Source organism: Pseudomonas sp. Sample_16 (genome assembly GCF_004307665.1).
GTDB lineage: Bacteria > Pseudomonadota > Gammaproteobacteria > Pseudomonadales > Pseudomonadaceae > Aquipseudomonas.
Genome location: NZ_RCOB01000173.1, coordinates 1 through 15,111 on the forward strand (window position 1 = coordinate 1; position 15,111 = coordinate 15,111).

Here is a 15,111-nt window from a genome sequence, read left to right on the forward strand (position 1 = left end):
TCTAGCGGCGGCAGCCGGATTTCTGGTGACCGGTGTGCTGGCGGATCGTCTGTTCCTCGCTTGGCAAGCCAGTCAGCAGAACGATAACTGGCGCCAGTTGGTGGCTGACTACATGGTCCTGTACATTCCGCAAACCCTCGACCATTTGCCCAACGATGAAGCCACCCAGCGCACGCAATTGCGCACGATCGAGGCCAGCCTGGACCTGAGCATTGCGCCGGCGCAACTGGCCTTGCCTCGCGCCGAACTCAAGCGTGCGCAAATTCTTGAATACGATGGCGTGCCTATCGCCCAGATCACCTACCTCGATCCGCTCCACGGCCCGTTGGCGCTATGCATCACCCGCTCCAACAGCGGCAGCCGGCCTATCGCCCGGGAGCGTCGACATGGCATGAACATTGTCTATTGGGCGGATATGCAACACGCGTGGATGCTGATCGGGCGTAATTCCATGACCGACCTGGAAGGCATGGCCAAATCACTGCGCGGCCGGCTCAGCACATGATACTTCTTGGCACTTGATCATAAGCTGCCCTGGAGATCATGTCGCGGGCGAGCCAACACTGGTATTTCTGACAGTAGACTACGATCAACAATCCTCCGAAGCTGAGAGCACCTATCTTGAGCGTTCAATGGAGCTCGATCGATGTCTACTTTCTCTAGTAACACCACATTGTGTCGCTACCATCACGACGCTCTCGACCGCCTGGTCGGCAGTGCGCTTCCAACTTCAGACAGCCTCCAACGCTTTTACTGCAAGACTCGCTTGACCACCGAAATTAAGGGATCTGTGCGGCACAGCCTGTTACAGCACGATGACCAGCCATTGGCGCAACAGCAGCACCGGGACGGCAGGACGACTGCAACCTTGCTGGCAACCGATCGGCAACGTTCAGTTTGCAACGTGCTTGATGCCACGCAAAACAAGCCCATTGTCTATACCGCCTACGGTCATCGCTCCAGTGAAAACGGCGTGCTCAGTTTGCTGGGGTTTAACGGCGAACGGCCAGACCCGTTGACCGGGCACTATCATCTGGGTAATGGATACCGCCAGTTCAACCCGGTATTGATGCGCTTTAACAGCCCGGACAACTTGAGCCCTTTCGAAAAAGGCGGGTTGAATCCGTATGTGTATTGCGTGGGAGATCCGGTCAATCGCAGCGATCCGACCGGGCACTTTTCCGGCTTGCTGTTGGCAGGAATTATTGGCCTCGTTGTTGGAACGGCTAGTGCTGCGGCAGCAGAGATTGTAGAAGACGATACACTGGCGTATGCACTTGATGGGCTTGCAGTTGTTTCCGCCAGCTTTGCGGCCTTTGCTTTCGGAGGCTATGCGTTTAAGGGTCGCGGGCTTAAGGGTCGTGGGCTGAGGGGTTCCAGAGGTGCTCCTGCACGTGCCCAGACTGGAGACTTTGAAATGCGTTCACTTACATCCAACGCAAATCCCGCGAGGCAACCGGCGTCACCACCGCGTTCATCGCCTTCCAGTAGCCCCAACCAAGGAAGCTTTTCGCGGCCGCAGACATCAGGGTCTGTTAGCCCGAAAATAGAGTTCGGTCGACGCGATAACATCCTGCGGATCCCTAGAGTTCGTAGTCCTCAGAATCCTGAAATAACAAACATACGTACGAGTTAACACCGAAATCAATCCAGCGTCGGCAACCACAACCGAAACCTCGCCCCCCCAAGCGGCGAGGTTTCAACCGTCAACGTGCCACCCTGCGCCTCCAGCGCCCTGCGACTGATCGCCAGCCCCAGACCAAACCCGCCCGTAGCCCGATCACGACTGCGATCCAACCGATAGAACGGTTCGAAGATTCGTTCACGCTCGTCGTCCGGAATACCGATGCCGTCATCATCCACCCAGATTTCACAGCCTTTGGGACACACCTGCACGCCGACCTGGATGCGTTTTTCGCAGTAGCGCATGGCGTTGCGCAACAGGTTCTGCAGGGCGCGGGCGGTCAGCCGCGGGTCGAGGGTGAAGCGTTCGAGCTGACCATGCAACAGTACGTCGATGACGATGTCTGGCGATTGTTCGTCATCGACACTGCCCAAAATGCTGTCGATGAATTCGTCCAGCGACACCTCGACCTGCTCCGGTATCCGTGCCGGATTTTGCAGGCGACTGTAGGACAACAGCTCCAGCACCAACTCATCGAGTTCGCGGATGTGGTCGACCAATCCTTGCAGGCGTTCACGGCTGGCGGCTGGCAGGTCATCGGACAGCGCCAACGCCAGGCCGAAGTCCAGGCGTGTCAGCGGCGTGCGCAATTCATGGGAGACCGCATTGAGCAGGTCACGCTGCTGGTTCAACAGGTTTTCGATGTCGCCGGCCATGGTGTCGAACACATTGGCCAGGCTGCCGATGTTCGAACTCGGGGCAATCTGCGTCCGCTCGCTCAGATGGCCCTTGCCGAAACGTTCAGCCGCGCTTTTCAGGCGTTCCAGATCACGCCAGTGCGGGCGCAACCACAGCAACAGGCACGCCAGCATGGTCGCGCCGATCAGCACGTTGATGCTCCAGTACAACAGGCTGACATCCATCGGATCCGGCGGCACCACCATGTGCACCACGGTGCGTTCATTCAGCGGCGCCACCGCCAGGGTACGCCAGCCCCAATCGCCCACGCGCACCACGTTCTCACCACGCTGCAAACGTTGCTGCTCATCCACGGACAGCCCGGGGTCATCCATGCTGCTGAGCACAATGTGCAACGGTTTGAACTCACCGTCCATTTCCGCTGCCAGCGCAGGCCACTGCTCGGTCGGCACGGCTTTGAATTGTTTGACGATGAGGGTTTGCAAGCCTCGGGAGTAATCGAGGTTGTAAGTGATGAATCGCTCGTGGAAAACCTTGATCACCAGGTCCGGCACCAGGTAAATCGCCGCGCTGAACGAGACGATGGTCACCAGGTACAGACGAAAGAGGATTCTGAACATGGCCTCAGCATTCCCACTCGGAACGGCTGAACAGGTAACCCTTGCCCCACACGGTCTTGATCTTGCGCGCCTCGCCGGCGTGGTCGTCGAACTTGCGCCGCAGCTTGGAGATCGCCACGTCCACCGAGCGGTCGGTGCCGTTGAATTCGATGCCGCGCAAGCGTTGCAGGATCTGGTCACGGCTCAGCACTTCACCGGCATGCCGGGCCAGCACCACCAGCAGGTTGTACTCGCCGCTGGACATTTCCACCGACTGACCGCGCCAGGTCACGGTGCGCTCGGACAGGTCGATGCACAAATTGCCGATGAGGATCCGGTCGTTGGCGGTTTGCGGCTCGCTGAGGCTGCTGCGCCGCAGCAACGTGCGCACCCGTGCCAGCAGAACCCGCGGTTCGCACGGCTTGGTGACGTAATCGTCAGCGCCCATTTCCAGCCCCAGCACCTGATCGTGGCTGTCGTCGCGGGCGGTGAGCATCAGAATCGGCAGCGCCGCCGAATCGGCACGCAGCAAGCGGCAGACTTGCAGGCCATCGAGGCCTGGCAGCATCAGATCGAGGATCACCAGGTCCGGCGGATTGAGCCGCGCACGCTCGCGCACATGATCGCCGCGGCCGATCACGCTGACGGAAAAACCGTTGCGCTCCAGATAGCTGGCAATCAGTTCAGCGAGGGCAGTGTCGTCTTCGACCAGGAGGATGTTGGGCATGGGGTGTTTCCAGAAGTACAGTGGCGCCAGTCAGGACCTGATCGCTGGCAAGCCAGCTCCCACAGGGTCTGATGTGAACACAAATTGTGTGTGTGCAGCCTCAACCACTGTGGGAGCTGGCTTGCCAGCGATAGCGGCCTGACAGGCGCAAAAAGATTCAAGGCTTGAAGGATATACGCCCACACACACTCCTGAGTAAAACCCTTACACAATTTCACACAGCGCCTACAAAGCTTCACCGCTACCCTCGCCGACGCCCAGTAGGATGCTGGGGGTCATTATTGGGGTAATTCATGTCAAAGAAACTGCTTGCCAGGCTGAGCCTTTTGGCCCTGGCGTTGACGTTGAGCGCGTGCGACAAGTCCTCGATCGCCGAGGAACAGCCACCCTTGGCCAGCGTTCGCATCGAAACCATCGAAGCCCGACCGCTGTCGATCAGCAGCGAATTGAGCGGGCGTATTGCCGCACCGCGCATTGCTGAAGTGCGTGCCCGAGTGGCTGGCGTGGTCCTGCAACGCACCTTCCGCGAAGGCAGCGACGTGAAAAAAGGCGACGTGCTGTTTCGCATCGACCCGGCACCGTTCAAGGCTGACCTCGATAGCGCCGAAGCCGCGCTGCGCAAAGCCGAAGCCAATGCGTTCCAGGCGAAACTGCAGGAACAGCGCTACGCCCAGTTGATCGACGACAAGGCCATCAGCGGTCAGGATTACGACAATGCGCGGGCCAACGCACGGCAGACCGCCGCCGATGTCGCCGCCAGTAAAGCTGCGGTTGAACGGGCCAGGCTGAACCTCGGTTACGCCACCGTCACCGCACCGATTTCCGGACGCATCGGCCGTGCGCTGGTCACCGAAGGCGCGCTGGTCGGGCAGAACGAAACCACGCCGCTGGCATTGATACAGCAATTGAATCCGATTCACGCCGACCTGACCCAATCGACCCGTGAACTCAATGACCTGCGCCGCGCATTCCGCTCCGGCCAGCTTGAAGAAGTCGGTCAAGGACAGGCCAAAGCCACGCTGATTCAGGACGACGGTAGCCTCTATCCGTTGCCGGGCAAATTGCTGTTCAGCGATATCACGGTCGACCCGGGTACCGGCCAGATCATTCTGCGCAGCGAATTCCCCAACCCCGACCTTGATCTGTTGCCCGGCAGTTTCGTGCGCGTGCGCCTGGAGCAAGCGGTCAATCAACAAGGCATCAGCGTGCCGCAGCGGGCGATCCAGCGCGACAGCGCCGGTATCGCGCAAGTGCTACTGCTCGACGCTGAACAGCGCATCAGCCAGCAACCGGTGGAATTGGGCCAGGTGCAGAACGACCGCTGGGTCGTCACCCACGGCCTCAAACCGGGCGACCGCATCGTCACCGAAGGCCTGCAACATGCCCGCCCCGGCGAGAAAGTGCAGATCGACGACTCCCCTCTTCCACTTGCCCAGGTTTCTGGCCAGTAAGCAGGACGCTTGTATATGCCGCAGTTTTTTATCGACCGCCCGGTGTTTGCCTGGGTGGTCGCCCTGTTCATCCTGCTGGCCGGTGCCCTGGCCATCCCGCAGTTGCCGGTGGCGCAGTACCCCGATGTCGCGCCGCCGCAAATCGAAATCTACGCGGTGTACCCGGGCGCTTCAGCGCAGACCGTGGACGAAAGCGTGGTCAGCCTGATCGAGGAAGAACTCAACGGTGCTGATCACCTGCTGTATTTCGAATCGCAAAGCAGCCTCGGCAGCGCCACGATCAAGGCGACGTTCCAGCCCGGCACCGACCCGGAGATGGCCCAGGTGGATGTGCAAAACCGCCTCAAAGTCGTCGAGTCGCGTCTGCCGCAAGCGGTCAACCAGCAAGGTTTGCAGGTGGAAAAAGTCTCTGCCGGCTTCCTGCTGCTGATCACCCTCACTTCGAGCGACGGCAAGCTCGACGACGTGGCGCTCAGCGATTATCTGGCGCGCAACGTGATGAACGAGATCAAGCGCCTGGACGGCGTCGGCAAGGCGCAGCTGTATGGCGCCGAACGAGCGATGCGCATCTGGATCGACCCGCAGAAGCTGATCGGTTTCAACCTCACCCCGGCGGATGTCAACGCGGCCATCGTCGCCCAGAACGCCCAGGTCTCGGCCGGCAGCATCGGTGATTTGCCGAGCCGCAGCAGCCAGGAAATCACCGCGACCATTCTGGTCAAAGGCCAGTTATCGACGCCGGAAGAATTCGCCGACATCGTGCTCAAGGCCAATCCCGATGGCTCGACGGTGCGCATCGGCGATGTCGCGCGGGTCGAGATCGGCAGCCAGGAATACCAGTTTTCCACGCGCCTGAACGGCAAGCCGTCGACCGCCGTCGGCGTGCAACTCTCGCCCGGCGCCAATGCCCTCAACACCGCCACCCTGGTGCGGGCGAAGATGGACGAGCTGTCGCGCTACTTCCCGGCGAACGTCGAATACAAGATTCCCTACGACACCTCGCCGTTCGTCAAAGTCTCCATCACCAAAGTGGTCTACACCCTCGGCGAGGCGATGTTGCTGGTGTTCGCCGTGATGTTTCTGTTCCTGCAAAACATCCGCTACACGCTGATCCCGACGCTGGTGGTGCCGGTGGCGCTGATGGGCACCTTTGCGACCATGCTCGCCCTGGGTTTCTCGATCAACGTGCTGACCATGTTTGGCATGGTGCTGGCCATCGGTATCCTGGTCGACGACGCGATTGTGGTGGTGGAGAACGTTGAGCGAATCATGGCCAACGAAGGCCTGTCGCCCAAGGACGCCACGCGCAAAGCCATGAAGCAGATCACCGGGGCGATCATCGGCATCACCCTGGTGCTGGTCGCGGTGTTTATTCCGATGGCATTCATGCAGGGTTCGGTCGGGGTGATCTACCGGCAGTTTTCGCTGTCGATGGCCACCTCGATCCTGTTCTCGGCGTTCCTCGCCCTGACCCTGACCCCGGCGCTGTGCGCGACCCTGCTCAAACCGATCGCCAAGGGTGAGCATCATGAAAAAAGCGGATTCTTTGGCTGGTTCAACCGTCGTTTCGAGCAACTGACCGACCGCTATCAGGGCTGGGTCGCCTATGCCCTCAAACGCACCGGTCGCTATCTGCTGATCTACGGCGTGCTGCTGGTCGGTCTGGGATTGTGCTTCGCGCGCCTGCCCTCTTCGTTTTTGCCGGTGGAAGATCAGGGCTACACCATTACCGACATTCAGTTGCCACCCGGCGCCACCAAGAACCGTACCGTGCAGGTGGCCGAACAGATCGAAGCGCATAACGCCGGTGAGCCGGGTATCGGCGACAGCGTGGTGATTCTCGGTTTCAGCTTCTCCGGTAGCGGGCAGAACGCGGCGCTGGCGTTCTCGACACTCACGGATTGGTCGCAACGTGGCAGCGATGACTCGGCGAGTTCAATTGCCGATCGTGCCAACATCGCCCTGAGCCAGATCAAGGACGCCATGGCCTTCTCTGTGCTGCCGCCTCCGGTGGACGGCCTCGGCACCTCCAGCGGTTTCGAGTTCCGCTTGCAGGATCGCGGCGGCCTCGGCCACGCCACGTTGATGCAGGCCCGCAGCGAGTTGCTGGCGGCCGCCGAAAAGAGCCCGATCCTGATGAACGTGCGCGAAAGCGCCCTGGCCGAAGCGCCGCAGGTGCAATTGATCGTCGACCGCAAACAGGCCAATGCCTTGGGCGTGTCCTTTGCCGACATCGGCAGCGTGCTGTCCACTGCCGTCGGTTCGACCTACATCAACGATTTCCCCAATCAAGGGCGGATGCAACGCGTTGTGGTGCAGGCCGAGGGCGACCAACGCAGTCAGGTTGACGACCTGTTGAAGATCCACGTGCGTAACAACAGCGGAAAAATGGTACCCCTCTCGGCTTTCGTCCAGGCCAAATGGATTCAAGGCCCGGCGCAATTGACCCGCTACAACGGTTACCCGGCAGTAGCCATTTCCGGTGAACCGACACCCGGCCACAGCACCGGCGAAGCCATGGCCGAGATCGAACGGCTGGTGGCATTGGGGCCTGTGGGACTGGGTCAGGAATGGACCGGGCTGTCATTGCAGGAACGCCTTTCCGGCAGCCAGGCACCGATCCTGCTCGGGCTGTCGCTGCTGATCGTGTTCCTGTGCCTGGCGGCGCTGTATGAGAGCTGGTCGATTCCGACGTCGGTGCTGCTGGTGGTGCCGCTGGGTGTGCTCGGTGCGGTGCTGGCGGTAACCCTGCGCGGGATGCCCAACGACGTGTTCTTCAAGGTCGGGTTGATCACCATCATTGGGTTGTCGGCGAAGAACGCGATCCTGATCATCGAATTCGCCAAGAGCCTGTACGACGAAGGCCACGACCTGCTCGACGCCACCTTGCAAGCGGCACGCCTGCGGTTGCGGCCCATCGTGATGACATCGCTGGCATTCATCCTCGGCGTGGTGCCCCTGGCGATCGCCACCGGCGCCAGCTCGGCGAGCCAGCAAGCCATCGGCACCGGGGTCATCGGCGGGATGATCAGCGCGACGTTGGCGGTGCTGTTTGTGCCAGTGTTTTTTGTGGTGGTGATGAAACTGGTGCGTAAACGCCACAAATAAACCTGACCCAACACAAATCCCTGTGGGAGCGGGCTTGCCCGCGATGAAGCCATCACACTCAACATCTATGTTGACTGTAACTCCGCTATCGCGGGCAAGCCCGCTCCCACAGGGATCTCATCGTCTTCGGATTGTGGTCATAACAGACTGCGCTGGGCTAAGGTGTCTGCAATGCCTTGACTCATTGAGCCTCCATGCCCTTCCTCACCCACACGCACCCACGCCTGTCCGCCGCCGCCACCTTTGGTGTCGCGGCCGGGGTCCTTGTTCCGGCCGATTCAATCATCAGCAAAATCCTCATTGGCTGGAACGTCGGGGTCTGGACTTACCTGATTCTGATGTTCTGGCTTGCCGCGCGCTCCAAGGCGGCTGACGTCAAACGCATTGCCGACATCGAAGACGAAAATGCCGGGCTGGTGCTGTTCGTGGTGTGCATTGCGGCGATTGCCAGCCTGGCAACCATTGCCGTCGAACTGGCCGGCAGCAGGGACCTGGAAACCACCCGCAAACTGCTGCATTACGGCTTCACCGCACTGACAGTGGTCGGTTCATGGCTATTGATCGGGGTGATTTTCAGCGTGCATTACGCGCGGCTGTTTTACACCTGGGAAGGCAAGGAGCCAGCACTGCGCTTTGCCGAAGGGCTGACAACGCCCAACTACTGGGACTTTCTGTACTTCTCGTTCACCATCGGCGTGGCGGTGCAGACATCGGATGTTGGCGTGGCGACCCGGGATCTGCGCAAGATCGTGCTGGCGCAGTCGTTGATCGGTTTTCTGTTCAATACCTCGATTCTCGGGTTTTCTATCAATATTGCGGCAGGGCTATTCAATTGATCCCTGCACAAACGTTCTAGTCATGGTCTCCCTCAAAGACGTTAAATGAGCTGTGATTTCCGCCTCGCAGGTGCCGCATGACTTCTCACAACTGGCTCGATCTGGCCCAGGACGCCGACACCGGCATCGAGACCCTGCGCGCGCATTTCGAGGGGCATGCCTATGATCCGCACTGGCATGACAGTTATCTGGTGGGCGTTACCGAGCAAGGGGTGCAGCAGTTCAATTGTCGGCGTGCCAGGCATCAGAGCACGCCGGGCAAGGTGTTTTTGCTGGAACCAGGCGATATTCACGACGGCGATGCGCCGACCGCCGACGGTTTTACCTATCGCATGTTGTACCTCGACCCGCAGTGGTTGCAGCGCGAACTCGGTGCCGTGTTCAACGATGCCCCGGACAACAGCGAGTTGAGTTTCGCCACCACCCTGGCCAATGATTCGCGCCTGGCCCACGCCACCAGCCTTGCCTTTGAGACACTGCACGGTGGTGAACTGAAGATCGTCCGCCAGACCGCTCTCGATGGCTTGCTCGAACGCCTGACCTGCCACCTGCATTGGCGCACTCGCTATGGCGAAGATCCGCGCTTACCCCTGGTTGCGCAAAAGGCTCGGGAATACCTGCACGCCAACGCACAAACGGACATCGGCCTCGACCAACTGGCCGCCGCCACCGGCGTCGACCGCTTTCGCCTGACCCGCGCCTTCAAGGCTGCCTACGGCATCGCGCCCCACGCATACCTGGTGCAATTGCGCCTGGCCACAGCGCGTCGAATGCTTGCCCGAGGCGCACAACCGGCCACGGTGGCAACGACGTTGGGTTTTGCCGACCAGAGTCACCTGGGCCGCTGGTTCGTGCGCGCCTACGGTCTGACGCCGGCGCTGTACCGCAAGCGCTGCTCAAATCTTCCAGACAGATAAACGCCTGGTTGGTGAAGATCACGTTCACTGATCTTCACCGGAGCTAGCCTGCGATGCTGTCCTCTTTTCCGACGTTACTGCCGTTTTTGCTGTTCGCCTTCGTGGCTTCGATCACCCCGGGCCCGACCAACATTCTGGTGCTGAGCAACAGCGCCCGATTCGGCTTGTCCGCCGCTGTTCCGATCATTCTTGGCGCCTGTGCCAGCGCCGCGCTGCTGGTGTTGCTGGTGGGCACGGGCGCCGGGACTACGCTGAGCCAATGGCCGCTGTTGCAAACGCTCATGCAATGGGCCGGCGTGGCGTGGCTGAGTTATCTGGCCTGGCAAATCTTCCGCGCCCCTGCCGTGTCAATTGCCTGCGAGAATGCCGAAAAGCGCCTGGGCCTGCTGGGCGCGGCGAGCCTGCAATGGATCAACCCGAAAACCTGGATGATGGCCCTGGCGGTGGTCAGTGTGTTTGCCGGCACCGGTGAAAACCGCTTGGCGCGTGTGCTGACGCTGTCGCTGGCGTTTTTTTTGATATCGCTGCCGTGTCTCGGCGCTTGGGCTTTGCTTGGCGCCGGTTCCGCACGCTGGTTGCGCTCACCTCCTGCCATGCAACGCTTCAACCGCTGCATGGGCCTGTTGTTGCTGGGTTCAGCTTGGTTGAGCCTGCTGAGCTGAGCGCCATCGGTCGGCTTTTGTCGGACTGTGACTCATCGAACACTTGACGACAGATTCAATTTTGGTGTCTTCTGAAACCGGTTTCAGCGCTATGCGCTCAGCCTTATAAATCCAATAAGAAGGTTTCAGACCGTGAATGATTTCTCCGCCGCCCAGCGCAGCCGCGTGACCATGCTCGACGTGGCCGAACACGCCAAGGTCTCCAAGGCCAGCGTTTCGCGGTTCATCGGCGAAGACCGCGCCCTGCTTTCCGACGCCATTGCCCGGCGCATCGAACAGTCGATTGCCGAACTGGGCTATCGGCCGAACCAGATGGCCCGTGGCCTCAAACGTGGGCGCACCCGTCTTATCGGCATGCTGGTGGCCGATATTCGCAACCCTTATTCAATCGCCGTGATGCACGGGGTAGAAACCGCCTGCCGAAAGCACGGCTACAGCCTGGTGGTGTGCAACACCGACCGCGACGACGAGCAGGAACGCCAGCACCTGGCCCTGCTGCGCTCGTACAACATCGAAGGTCTGATCGTGAACACCCTCGGCCATCACCGCGACGAACTGCATGAACTGCACCGGGAAATGCCCATGGTGCTGGTGGATCGCAAAGTCGAAAACCTGGACAGCGACATCGTCGGCCTGGATAACCCGGCGGCCGTCGAAATGGCCCTCACACACCTTGAAGAACGCGGCTACCGCGATGTGTTGATGGTGACTGAACCGTTTGACGGCACCAGTTCGCGGATTGAGCGGGTCAGCAGTTTCAAGGCGCAAATCGCCCTGCGCCCGGCCCTTCAAGGCAGCATTATCGAAACCGGCAGCGAACTGACCGAACAGCTCAAAACCTTCCTCGGCACAACCGGCCCCGGCCCGAAAGCGCTGTTTTGCGCGAACGGTATTGCGGCGTTGGCCAGTACCCATGCGCTGCGCGAGTTGCAGTGTGATCTGTTTAACGACGTCGGCCTGATTGCGCTGGATGATCTGGATTGGTACCCGTTGGTGGGTAGCGGGATTACGGCCCTCGCGCAGCCGACCACCGAGATTGGCGCCAGCGCGTTTGAGTGTTTGCACAAGCGCTTGCGTGGGGATGACGGGGCGGTGCGGACCCTGGATTTTTCGGCGCGGTTGATTGTGCGGGGGTCGACCCTTGGGAATTTGGGTTGACTGTGATGGCCTCATCGCTGGCAAGCCAGCTCCCACAGGGGACATGTGTCGAACACAAATTTGATATCCAGCACAAATCCTGTGGGAGCTGGCTTGCCAGCGATGAGGCCCTGAAGGTCACCCACTATTTTTTTGAACAAAAATGAAACCGGTTTCAGAGGTAGAAAAACAATGAACAAACCCGCCGTTTCCATCAGCCTTTCCAGCTACGGCGCCGATCTGGTGCGCCAGCGCGGCCAAGGCAGTTTCATTGCCGTACTGGCCGCCGCCGGGGCCACGCGCATCGAATGGCGTGAAGAGCTGCTGACCTTTGAGAACCCCGCACACCTGGCCGACGCGACTCGGGCCGAGGGCCTGGAAAGCGTCTATTCCTCGCCCATGGAATTGTGGCTGGCCGGCCAATCCAAGCCCAATCCGCAACTGATCACCGCGTTGCAACGTGCCCAGGCGTTTGGCGCCAAATGGCTGAAAGTGTCGCTGGGTTATTTCACCGACAACAGCGATTTGCACAGCCTTGCCCGGACACTCGGCGAACACCCGGTGCAATTGCTGGTGGAAAACGACCAGACCTTGCACGGTGGCCGCATCGAACCGTTCCAGCGTTTCTTCAATGAAGTCGAGCAACACACGCTGCCGATCAAAATGACCTTCGATATCGGCAACTGGCAGTGGCAGGACCAGTCCGCCACCAACGCGGCCCGGTTGCTCGGTCGTCACGTCGGTTATGTGCATTGCAAAGCCGTCATGCGCCGCGCCGACGGCAAACTGGTCGCCATCCCGCCCGCCGCCAGCGACCTGCAACAGTGGGAACAGTTGCTGCGGCACATGGCCCACGGCGTCATGCGCGCTGTCGAATACCCGCTGCAAGGCGAGGACCTGGTGCAACTGACCTCCGAACACGTCAGCGCCCTCGCCCACCTCGGCCAATCGTCGCTGGAGAACGCCCATGTCTGAGATCGATATCCTCTCGTTCGGCGAAACCATGGCGATGTTCGTCGCCGAGCAAACCGGCGACCTGGCCAGCGTCAGCGCTTTCCATAAACGCATTGCCGGGGCGGACAGCAATGTCGCCATTGGCCTGTCGCGCCTGGGTTTCAACGTGGCATGGCTGAGCCGGGTCGGCGCCGATTCACTGGGCCACTTCGTGATCGACACGCTGGAGAAAGAAGGCCTGGATTGCCGTCACGTCGACATCGACCCCGCGCACCCCACCGGTTTCCAGCTCAAGTCGCGCACCGACGATGGCAGTGATCCTGTGGTCGAGTACTTTCGCCGTGGCTCGGCGGCCAGTCACCTGTCGCCGCACTCGATCGTTCCCGACTTGCTCGAGGCACGGCATCTGCACGCCACCGGCATTCCTCCGGCGCTGTCGGAAACGGCGCGGCAGATGTCGTTCGAGCTGATGACCGGCATGCGCGAAGCCGGGCGCAGCGTGTCGTTCGACCCCAATCTGCGCCCGAGCCTGTGGGCCAGCGAGCAGCAGATGATCACCGAGATCAACCGCCTCGCCGCCCTCGCCCATTGGGTGCTACCGGGACTGAGCGAAGGTCGCCTGCTCACAGGTTTCGAAGACCCGGCCGACATCGCCGCCTTCTACCTTGATCAGGGGGTCGAAGCCGTCGCGATCAAACTGGGGCCGCATGGCGCCTATTACCGCACGCATCTTGATCAAGGCTTCGTTGCCGGTATGCCGGTGCAAACCGTGGTCGACACGGTCGGTGCCGGCGACGGATTCGCCGTCGGCATGATCAGCGCGCTCCTGGAAAACCACAGCTTTGCCGACGCCGTGCAACGGGCCAACTGGATTGGCAGCCGCGCGGTGCAGAGTCGGGGGGATATGGAAGGGTTACCCACCAGAGCCGAGATGGATATTGTTCGTTCCCACGCTCCTGCGTGGGAACGCAGCCTCTGACGCTCTGCGTCACGGGGACGCGGAGCGTCCCTTGAGGCATTCCCACGCCGAGCGTGGGAACGATCACCGTTACCTGCTGCGACAAAAACAACAAGCTCAGGAGCACCACCCATGAAAACCGCAACGCTCGCCACCCGCCGCTGGTGGTACATCATGCCAATCGTGTTCATCACCTACAGCCTGGCGTACCTGGACCGCGCCAACTACGGTTTCGCCGCCGCCTCCGGGATGGCCGCCGACTTGATGATCACGCCGGGCCTGTCGTCGATGCTCGGCGCGCTGTTCTTCCTTGGCTACTTCTTCTTCCAGGTGCCGGGGGCGATCTACGCGCAGAAACACAGCGTGAAGAAACTGATTTTCGTCAGCCTGATCCTCTGGGGCAGCCTCGCGACGTTGACCGGCATTGTCTCCAACGCTTACTGGCTGATCGTCATCCGCTTCATGCTCGGCGTGGTCGAAGCCGCGGTGATGCCGGCGATGCTGATCTACCTGTGCCACTGGTTCACCCGCGCCGAACGCTCGCGGGCCAACACCTTCCTGATCCTCGGCAACCCGGTGACCATGCTGTGGATGTCAGTGGTCTCCGGTTATCTGGTGCAGCATTACAGCTGGCGCTGGATGTTCATCATCGAAGGCCTGCCGGCGGTGCTCTGGGCCTTCATCTGGTGGCGTCTGGCCGATGATCGTCCGTCCCAGGCCAAGTGGCTCAATGATCAGGAAAAGCACGATCTGGAAAGCGCACTGGCAGCCGAACAGGTCGGCATCAAGGCCGTGAAGAACTACGCCGAAGCGTTTCGCTCGCCGAAAGTGATCCTCCTGGCGCTGCAGTTTTTCTGCTGGAGCATCGGTGTCTACGGTTTCGTCTTGTGGCTGCCGTCGATCCTCAAGGCCGGCGCGCAAATGGACATGGTCGAGGCCGGCTGGCTGTCAGCGTTGCCCTATCTGGCGGCGGTGATCGGCATGCTGCTGGTGTCCTGGGGGTCGGACAAACTGCAAAAACGCAAACGCTTCGTCTGGCCACCGCTGCTGATCGCCTCGATTGCCTTTTACGGTTCCTACGCGCTGGGTGCCGAACATTTCTGGTGGTCGTACACCCTGCTGGTGATTGCCGGGGCCTGTATGTACGCGCCGTACGGTCCTTTCTTCGCGATCATCCCGGAAATCCTCCCGGCCAACGTCGCCGGCGGCGCCATGGCGTTGATCAACAGCATGGGCGCACTGGGTTCGTTTGGCGGCTCTTATCTGGTCGGTTACCTGAACAGCGCCACCGGTTCGCCCGGCGCCTCGTACTTGCTGATGAGCGGCGCGCTGATGTTCTCGGTGGTGCTGACCATTTTGCTCAAACCCGGTGCCAGCGACCGGGAGCGGCCCGCAGTAACGCGCCCCCTCAGCGCTCAATCCTGAATTCAATTGAGAAC

At 60.7% G+C, this 15,111-nt stretch carries 13 protein-coding genes; 11 read left to right on the forward strand and 2 right to left on the reverse strand.

The features are described from left to right. Together D8U69_RS22905 and D8U69_RS22910 are read left to right on the forward strand one after the other, a co-directional pair. Positions 1-505: transcriptional regulator (locus D8U69_RS22905; RefSeq protein WP_130908177.1), on the forward strand; the 505-nt coding region annotated here is incomplete at its 5' end. Positions 506-646: 141 nt separating this feature from the next. Then, the gene (locus D8U69_RS22910) at positions 647-1,636 is read left to right on the forward strand and encodes an RHS repeat-associated core domain-containing protein (RefSeq protein WP_130905526.1); all 990 of its coding nucleotides are present in this window, start codon (positions 647-649) and stop codon (positions 1,634-1,636) included. Positions 1,637-1,644: 8 nt separating this feature from the next. Here D8U69_RS22910 and D8U69_RS22915 read toward each other — a convergent pair whose 3' ends face one another. Both D8U69_RS22915 and D8U69_RS22920 read right to left on the reverse strand, forming a co-directional pair. After that, the gene (locus D8U69_RS22915) at positions 1,645-2,943 is read right to left on the reverse strand and encodes an ATP-binding protein (protein WP_130908178.1); all 1,299 of its coding nucleotides are present in this window, start codon (positions 2,941-2,943) and stop codon (positions 1,645-1,647) included. A gap of 4 nt (positions 2,944-2,947) precedes the next feature. Further along, positions 2,948-3,649: a response regulator transcription factor gene (locus tag D8U69_RS22920; RefSeq protein WP_130908179.1), complete on the reverse strand. Its 702-nt coding sequence runs from the start codon at positions 3,647-3,649 to the stop codon at positions 2,948-2,950. Positions 3,650-3,942: 293 nt separating this feature from the next. Here D8U69_RS22920 and D8U69_RS22925 point away from each other — a divergent pair, with 293 nt between their 5' ends. From D8U69_RS22925 to D8U69_RS22970, 9 genes are all read left to right on the forward strand, one after another. Further along, on the forward strand, positions 3,943-5,100 hold the full coding sequence (locus D8U69_RS22925; protein ID WP_130908180.1) for an efflux RND transporter periplasmic adaptor subunit: 1,158 nt from the start codon (positions 3,943-3,945) through the stop codon (positions 5,098-5,100). A gap of 15 nt (positions 5,101-5,115) precedes the next feature. Then, a complete protein-coding gene (locus tag D8U69_RS22930) occupies positions 5,116-8,208 on the forward strand; it encodes an efflux RND transporter permease subunit (RefSeq protein WP_130908181.1) in 3,093 nt (1,030 codons plus the stop codon). Positions 8,209-8,402: 194 nt separating this feature from the next. Beyond that, a complete protein-coding gene (locus D8U69_RS22940; protein ID WP_056852741.1) occupies positions 8,403-9,044 on the forward strand; it encodes a DUF1345 domain-containing protein in 642 nt (213 codons plus the stop codon). A 77-nt stretch (positions 9,045-9,121) separates the two neighbouring features. After that, positions 9,122-9,961, forward strand: a complete 840-nt coding sequence (locus tag D8U69_RS22945; RefSeq protein WP_130908182.1) for an AraC family transcriptional regulator — start codon at positions 9,122-9,124, stop codon at positions 9,959-9,961. Positions 9,962-10,014: 53 nt separating this feature from the next. Further along, positions 10,015-10,623 carry a LysE family translocator gene (locus tag D8U69_RS22950; RefSeq protein WP_130908183.1) on the forward strand — a complete coding sequence of 203 codons (609 nt, stop codon included), beginning with the start codon at positions 10,015-10,017 and terminating at the stop codon, positions 10,621-10,623. 132 nt (positions 10,624-10,755) lie between these two features. Beyond that, positions 10,756-11,781 carry a LacI family DNA-binding transcriptional regulator gene (locus D8U69_RS22955; RefSeq protein ID WP_130908184.1) on the forward strand — a complete coding sequence of 342 codons (1,026 nt, stop codon included), beginning with the start codon at positions 10,756-10,758 and terminating at the stop codon, positions 11,779-11,781. A 171-nt stretch (positions 11,782-11,952) separates the two neighbouring features. Further along, on the forward strand, positions 11,953-12,735 hold the full coding sequence (locus D8U69_RS22960) for a TIM barrel protein (protein ID WP_130905518.1): 783 nt from the start codon (positions 11,953-11,955) through the stop codon (positions 12,733-12,735). Further along, the gene (locus tag D8U69_RS22965; RefSeq protein WP_130908185.1) at positions 12,728-13,693 is read left to right on the forward strand and encodes a sugar kinase; all 966 of its coding nucleotides are present in this window, start codon (positions 12,728-12,730) and stop codon (positions 13,691-13,693) included. The genes D8U69_RS22960 and D8U69_RS22965 overlap by 8 nt, the downstream gene beginning before the upstream one ends. 111 nt (positions 13,694-13,804) lie before the next feature. Continuing rightward, positions 13,805-15,097 carry an MFS transporter gene (locus D8U69_RS22970; protein WP_056852747.1) on the forward strand — a complete coding sequence of 431 codons (1,293 nt, stop codon included), beginning with the start codon at positions 13,805-13,807 and terminating at the stop codon, positions 15,095-15,097. Positions 15,098-15,111: the final 14 nt, after the last annotated feature.

What these genes read in the sequence shown, in the direction of transcription:
- D8U69_RS22925 (WP_130908180.1), top strand. Translation starts at nt 3,943, where the DNA reads ATGTCAAAGAAACTGCTTGCCAGGCTGAGCCTTTTGGCCCTGGCGTTG.
- D8U69_RS22970 (WP_056852747.1), top strand. Translation starts at nt 13,805, where the DNA reads ATGAAAACCGCAACGCTCGCCACCCGCCGCTGGTGGTACATCATGCCA.
- D8U69_RS22915 (WP_130908178.1), bottom strand. Translation starts at nt 2,943, where the DNA reads ATGTTCAGAATCCTCTTTCGTCTGTACCTGGTGACCATCGTCTCGTTC.
- D8U69_RS22960 (WP_130905518.1), top strand. Translation starts at nt 11,953, where the DNA reads ATGAACAAACCCGCCGTTTCCATCAGCCTTTCCAGCTACGGCGCCGAT.
- D8U69_RS22920 (WP_130908179.1), bottom strand. Translation starts at nt 3,649, where the DNA reads ATGCCCAACATCCTCCTGGTCGAAGACGACACTGCCCTCGCTGAACTG.
- D8U69_RS22950 (WP_130908183.1), top strand. Translation starts at nt 10,015, where the DNA reads ATGCTGTCCTCTTTTCCGACGTTACTGCCGTTTTTGCTGTTCGCCTTC.
- D8U69_RS22965 (WP_130908185.1), top strand. Translation starts at nt 12,728, where the DNA reads ATGTCTGAGATCGATATCCTCTCGTTCGGCGAAACCATGGCGATGTTC.
- D8U69_RS22910 (WP_130905526.1), top strand. Translation starts at nt 647, where the DNA reads ATGTCTACTTTCTCTAGTAACACCACATTGTGTCGCTACCATCACGAC.
- D8U69_RS22940 (WP_056852741.1), top strand. Translation starts at nt 8,403, where the DNA reads ATGCCCTTCCTCACCCACACGCACCCACGCCTGTCCGCCGCCGCCACC.
- D8U69_RS22930 (WP_130908181.1), top strand. Translation starts at nt 5,116, where the DNA reads ATGCCGCAGTTTTTTATCGACCGCCCGGTGTTTGCCTGGGTGGTCGCC.
- D8U69_RS22945 (WP_130908182.1), top strand. Translation starts at nt 9,122, where the DNA reads ATGACTTCTCACAACTGGCTCGATCTGGCCCAGGACGCCGACACCGGC.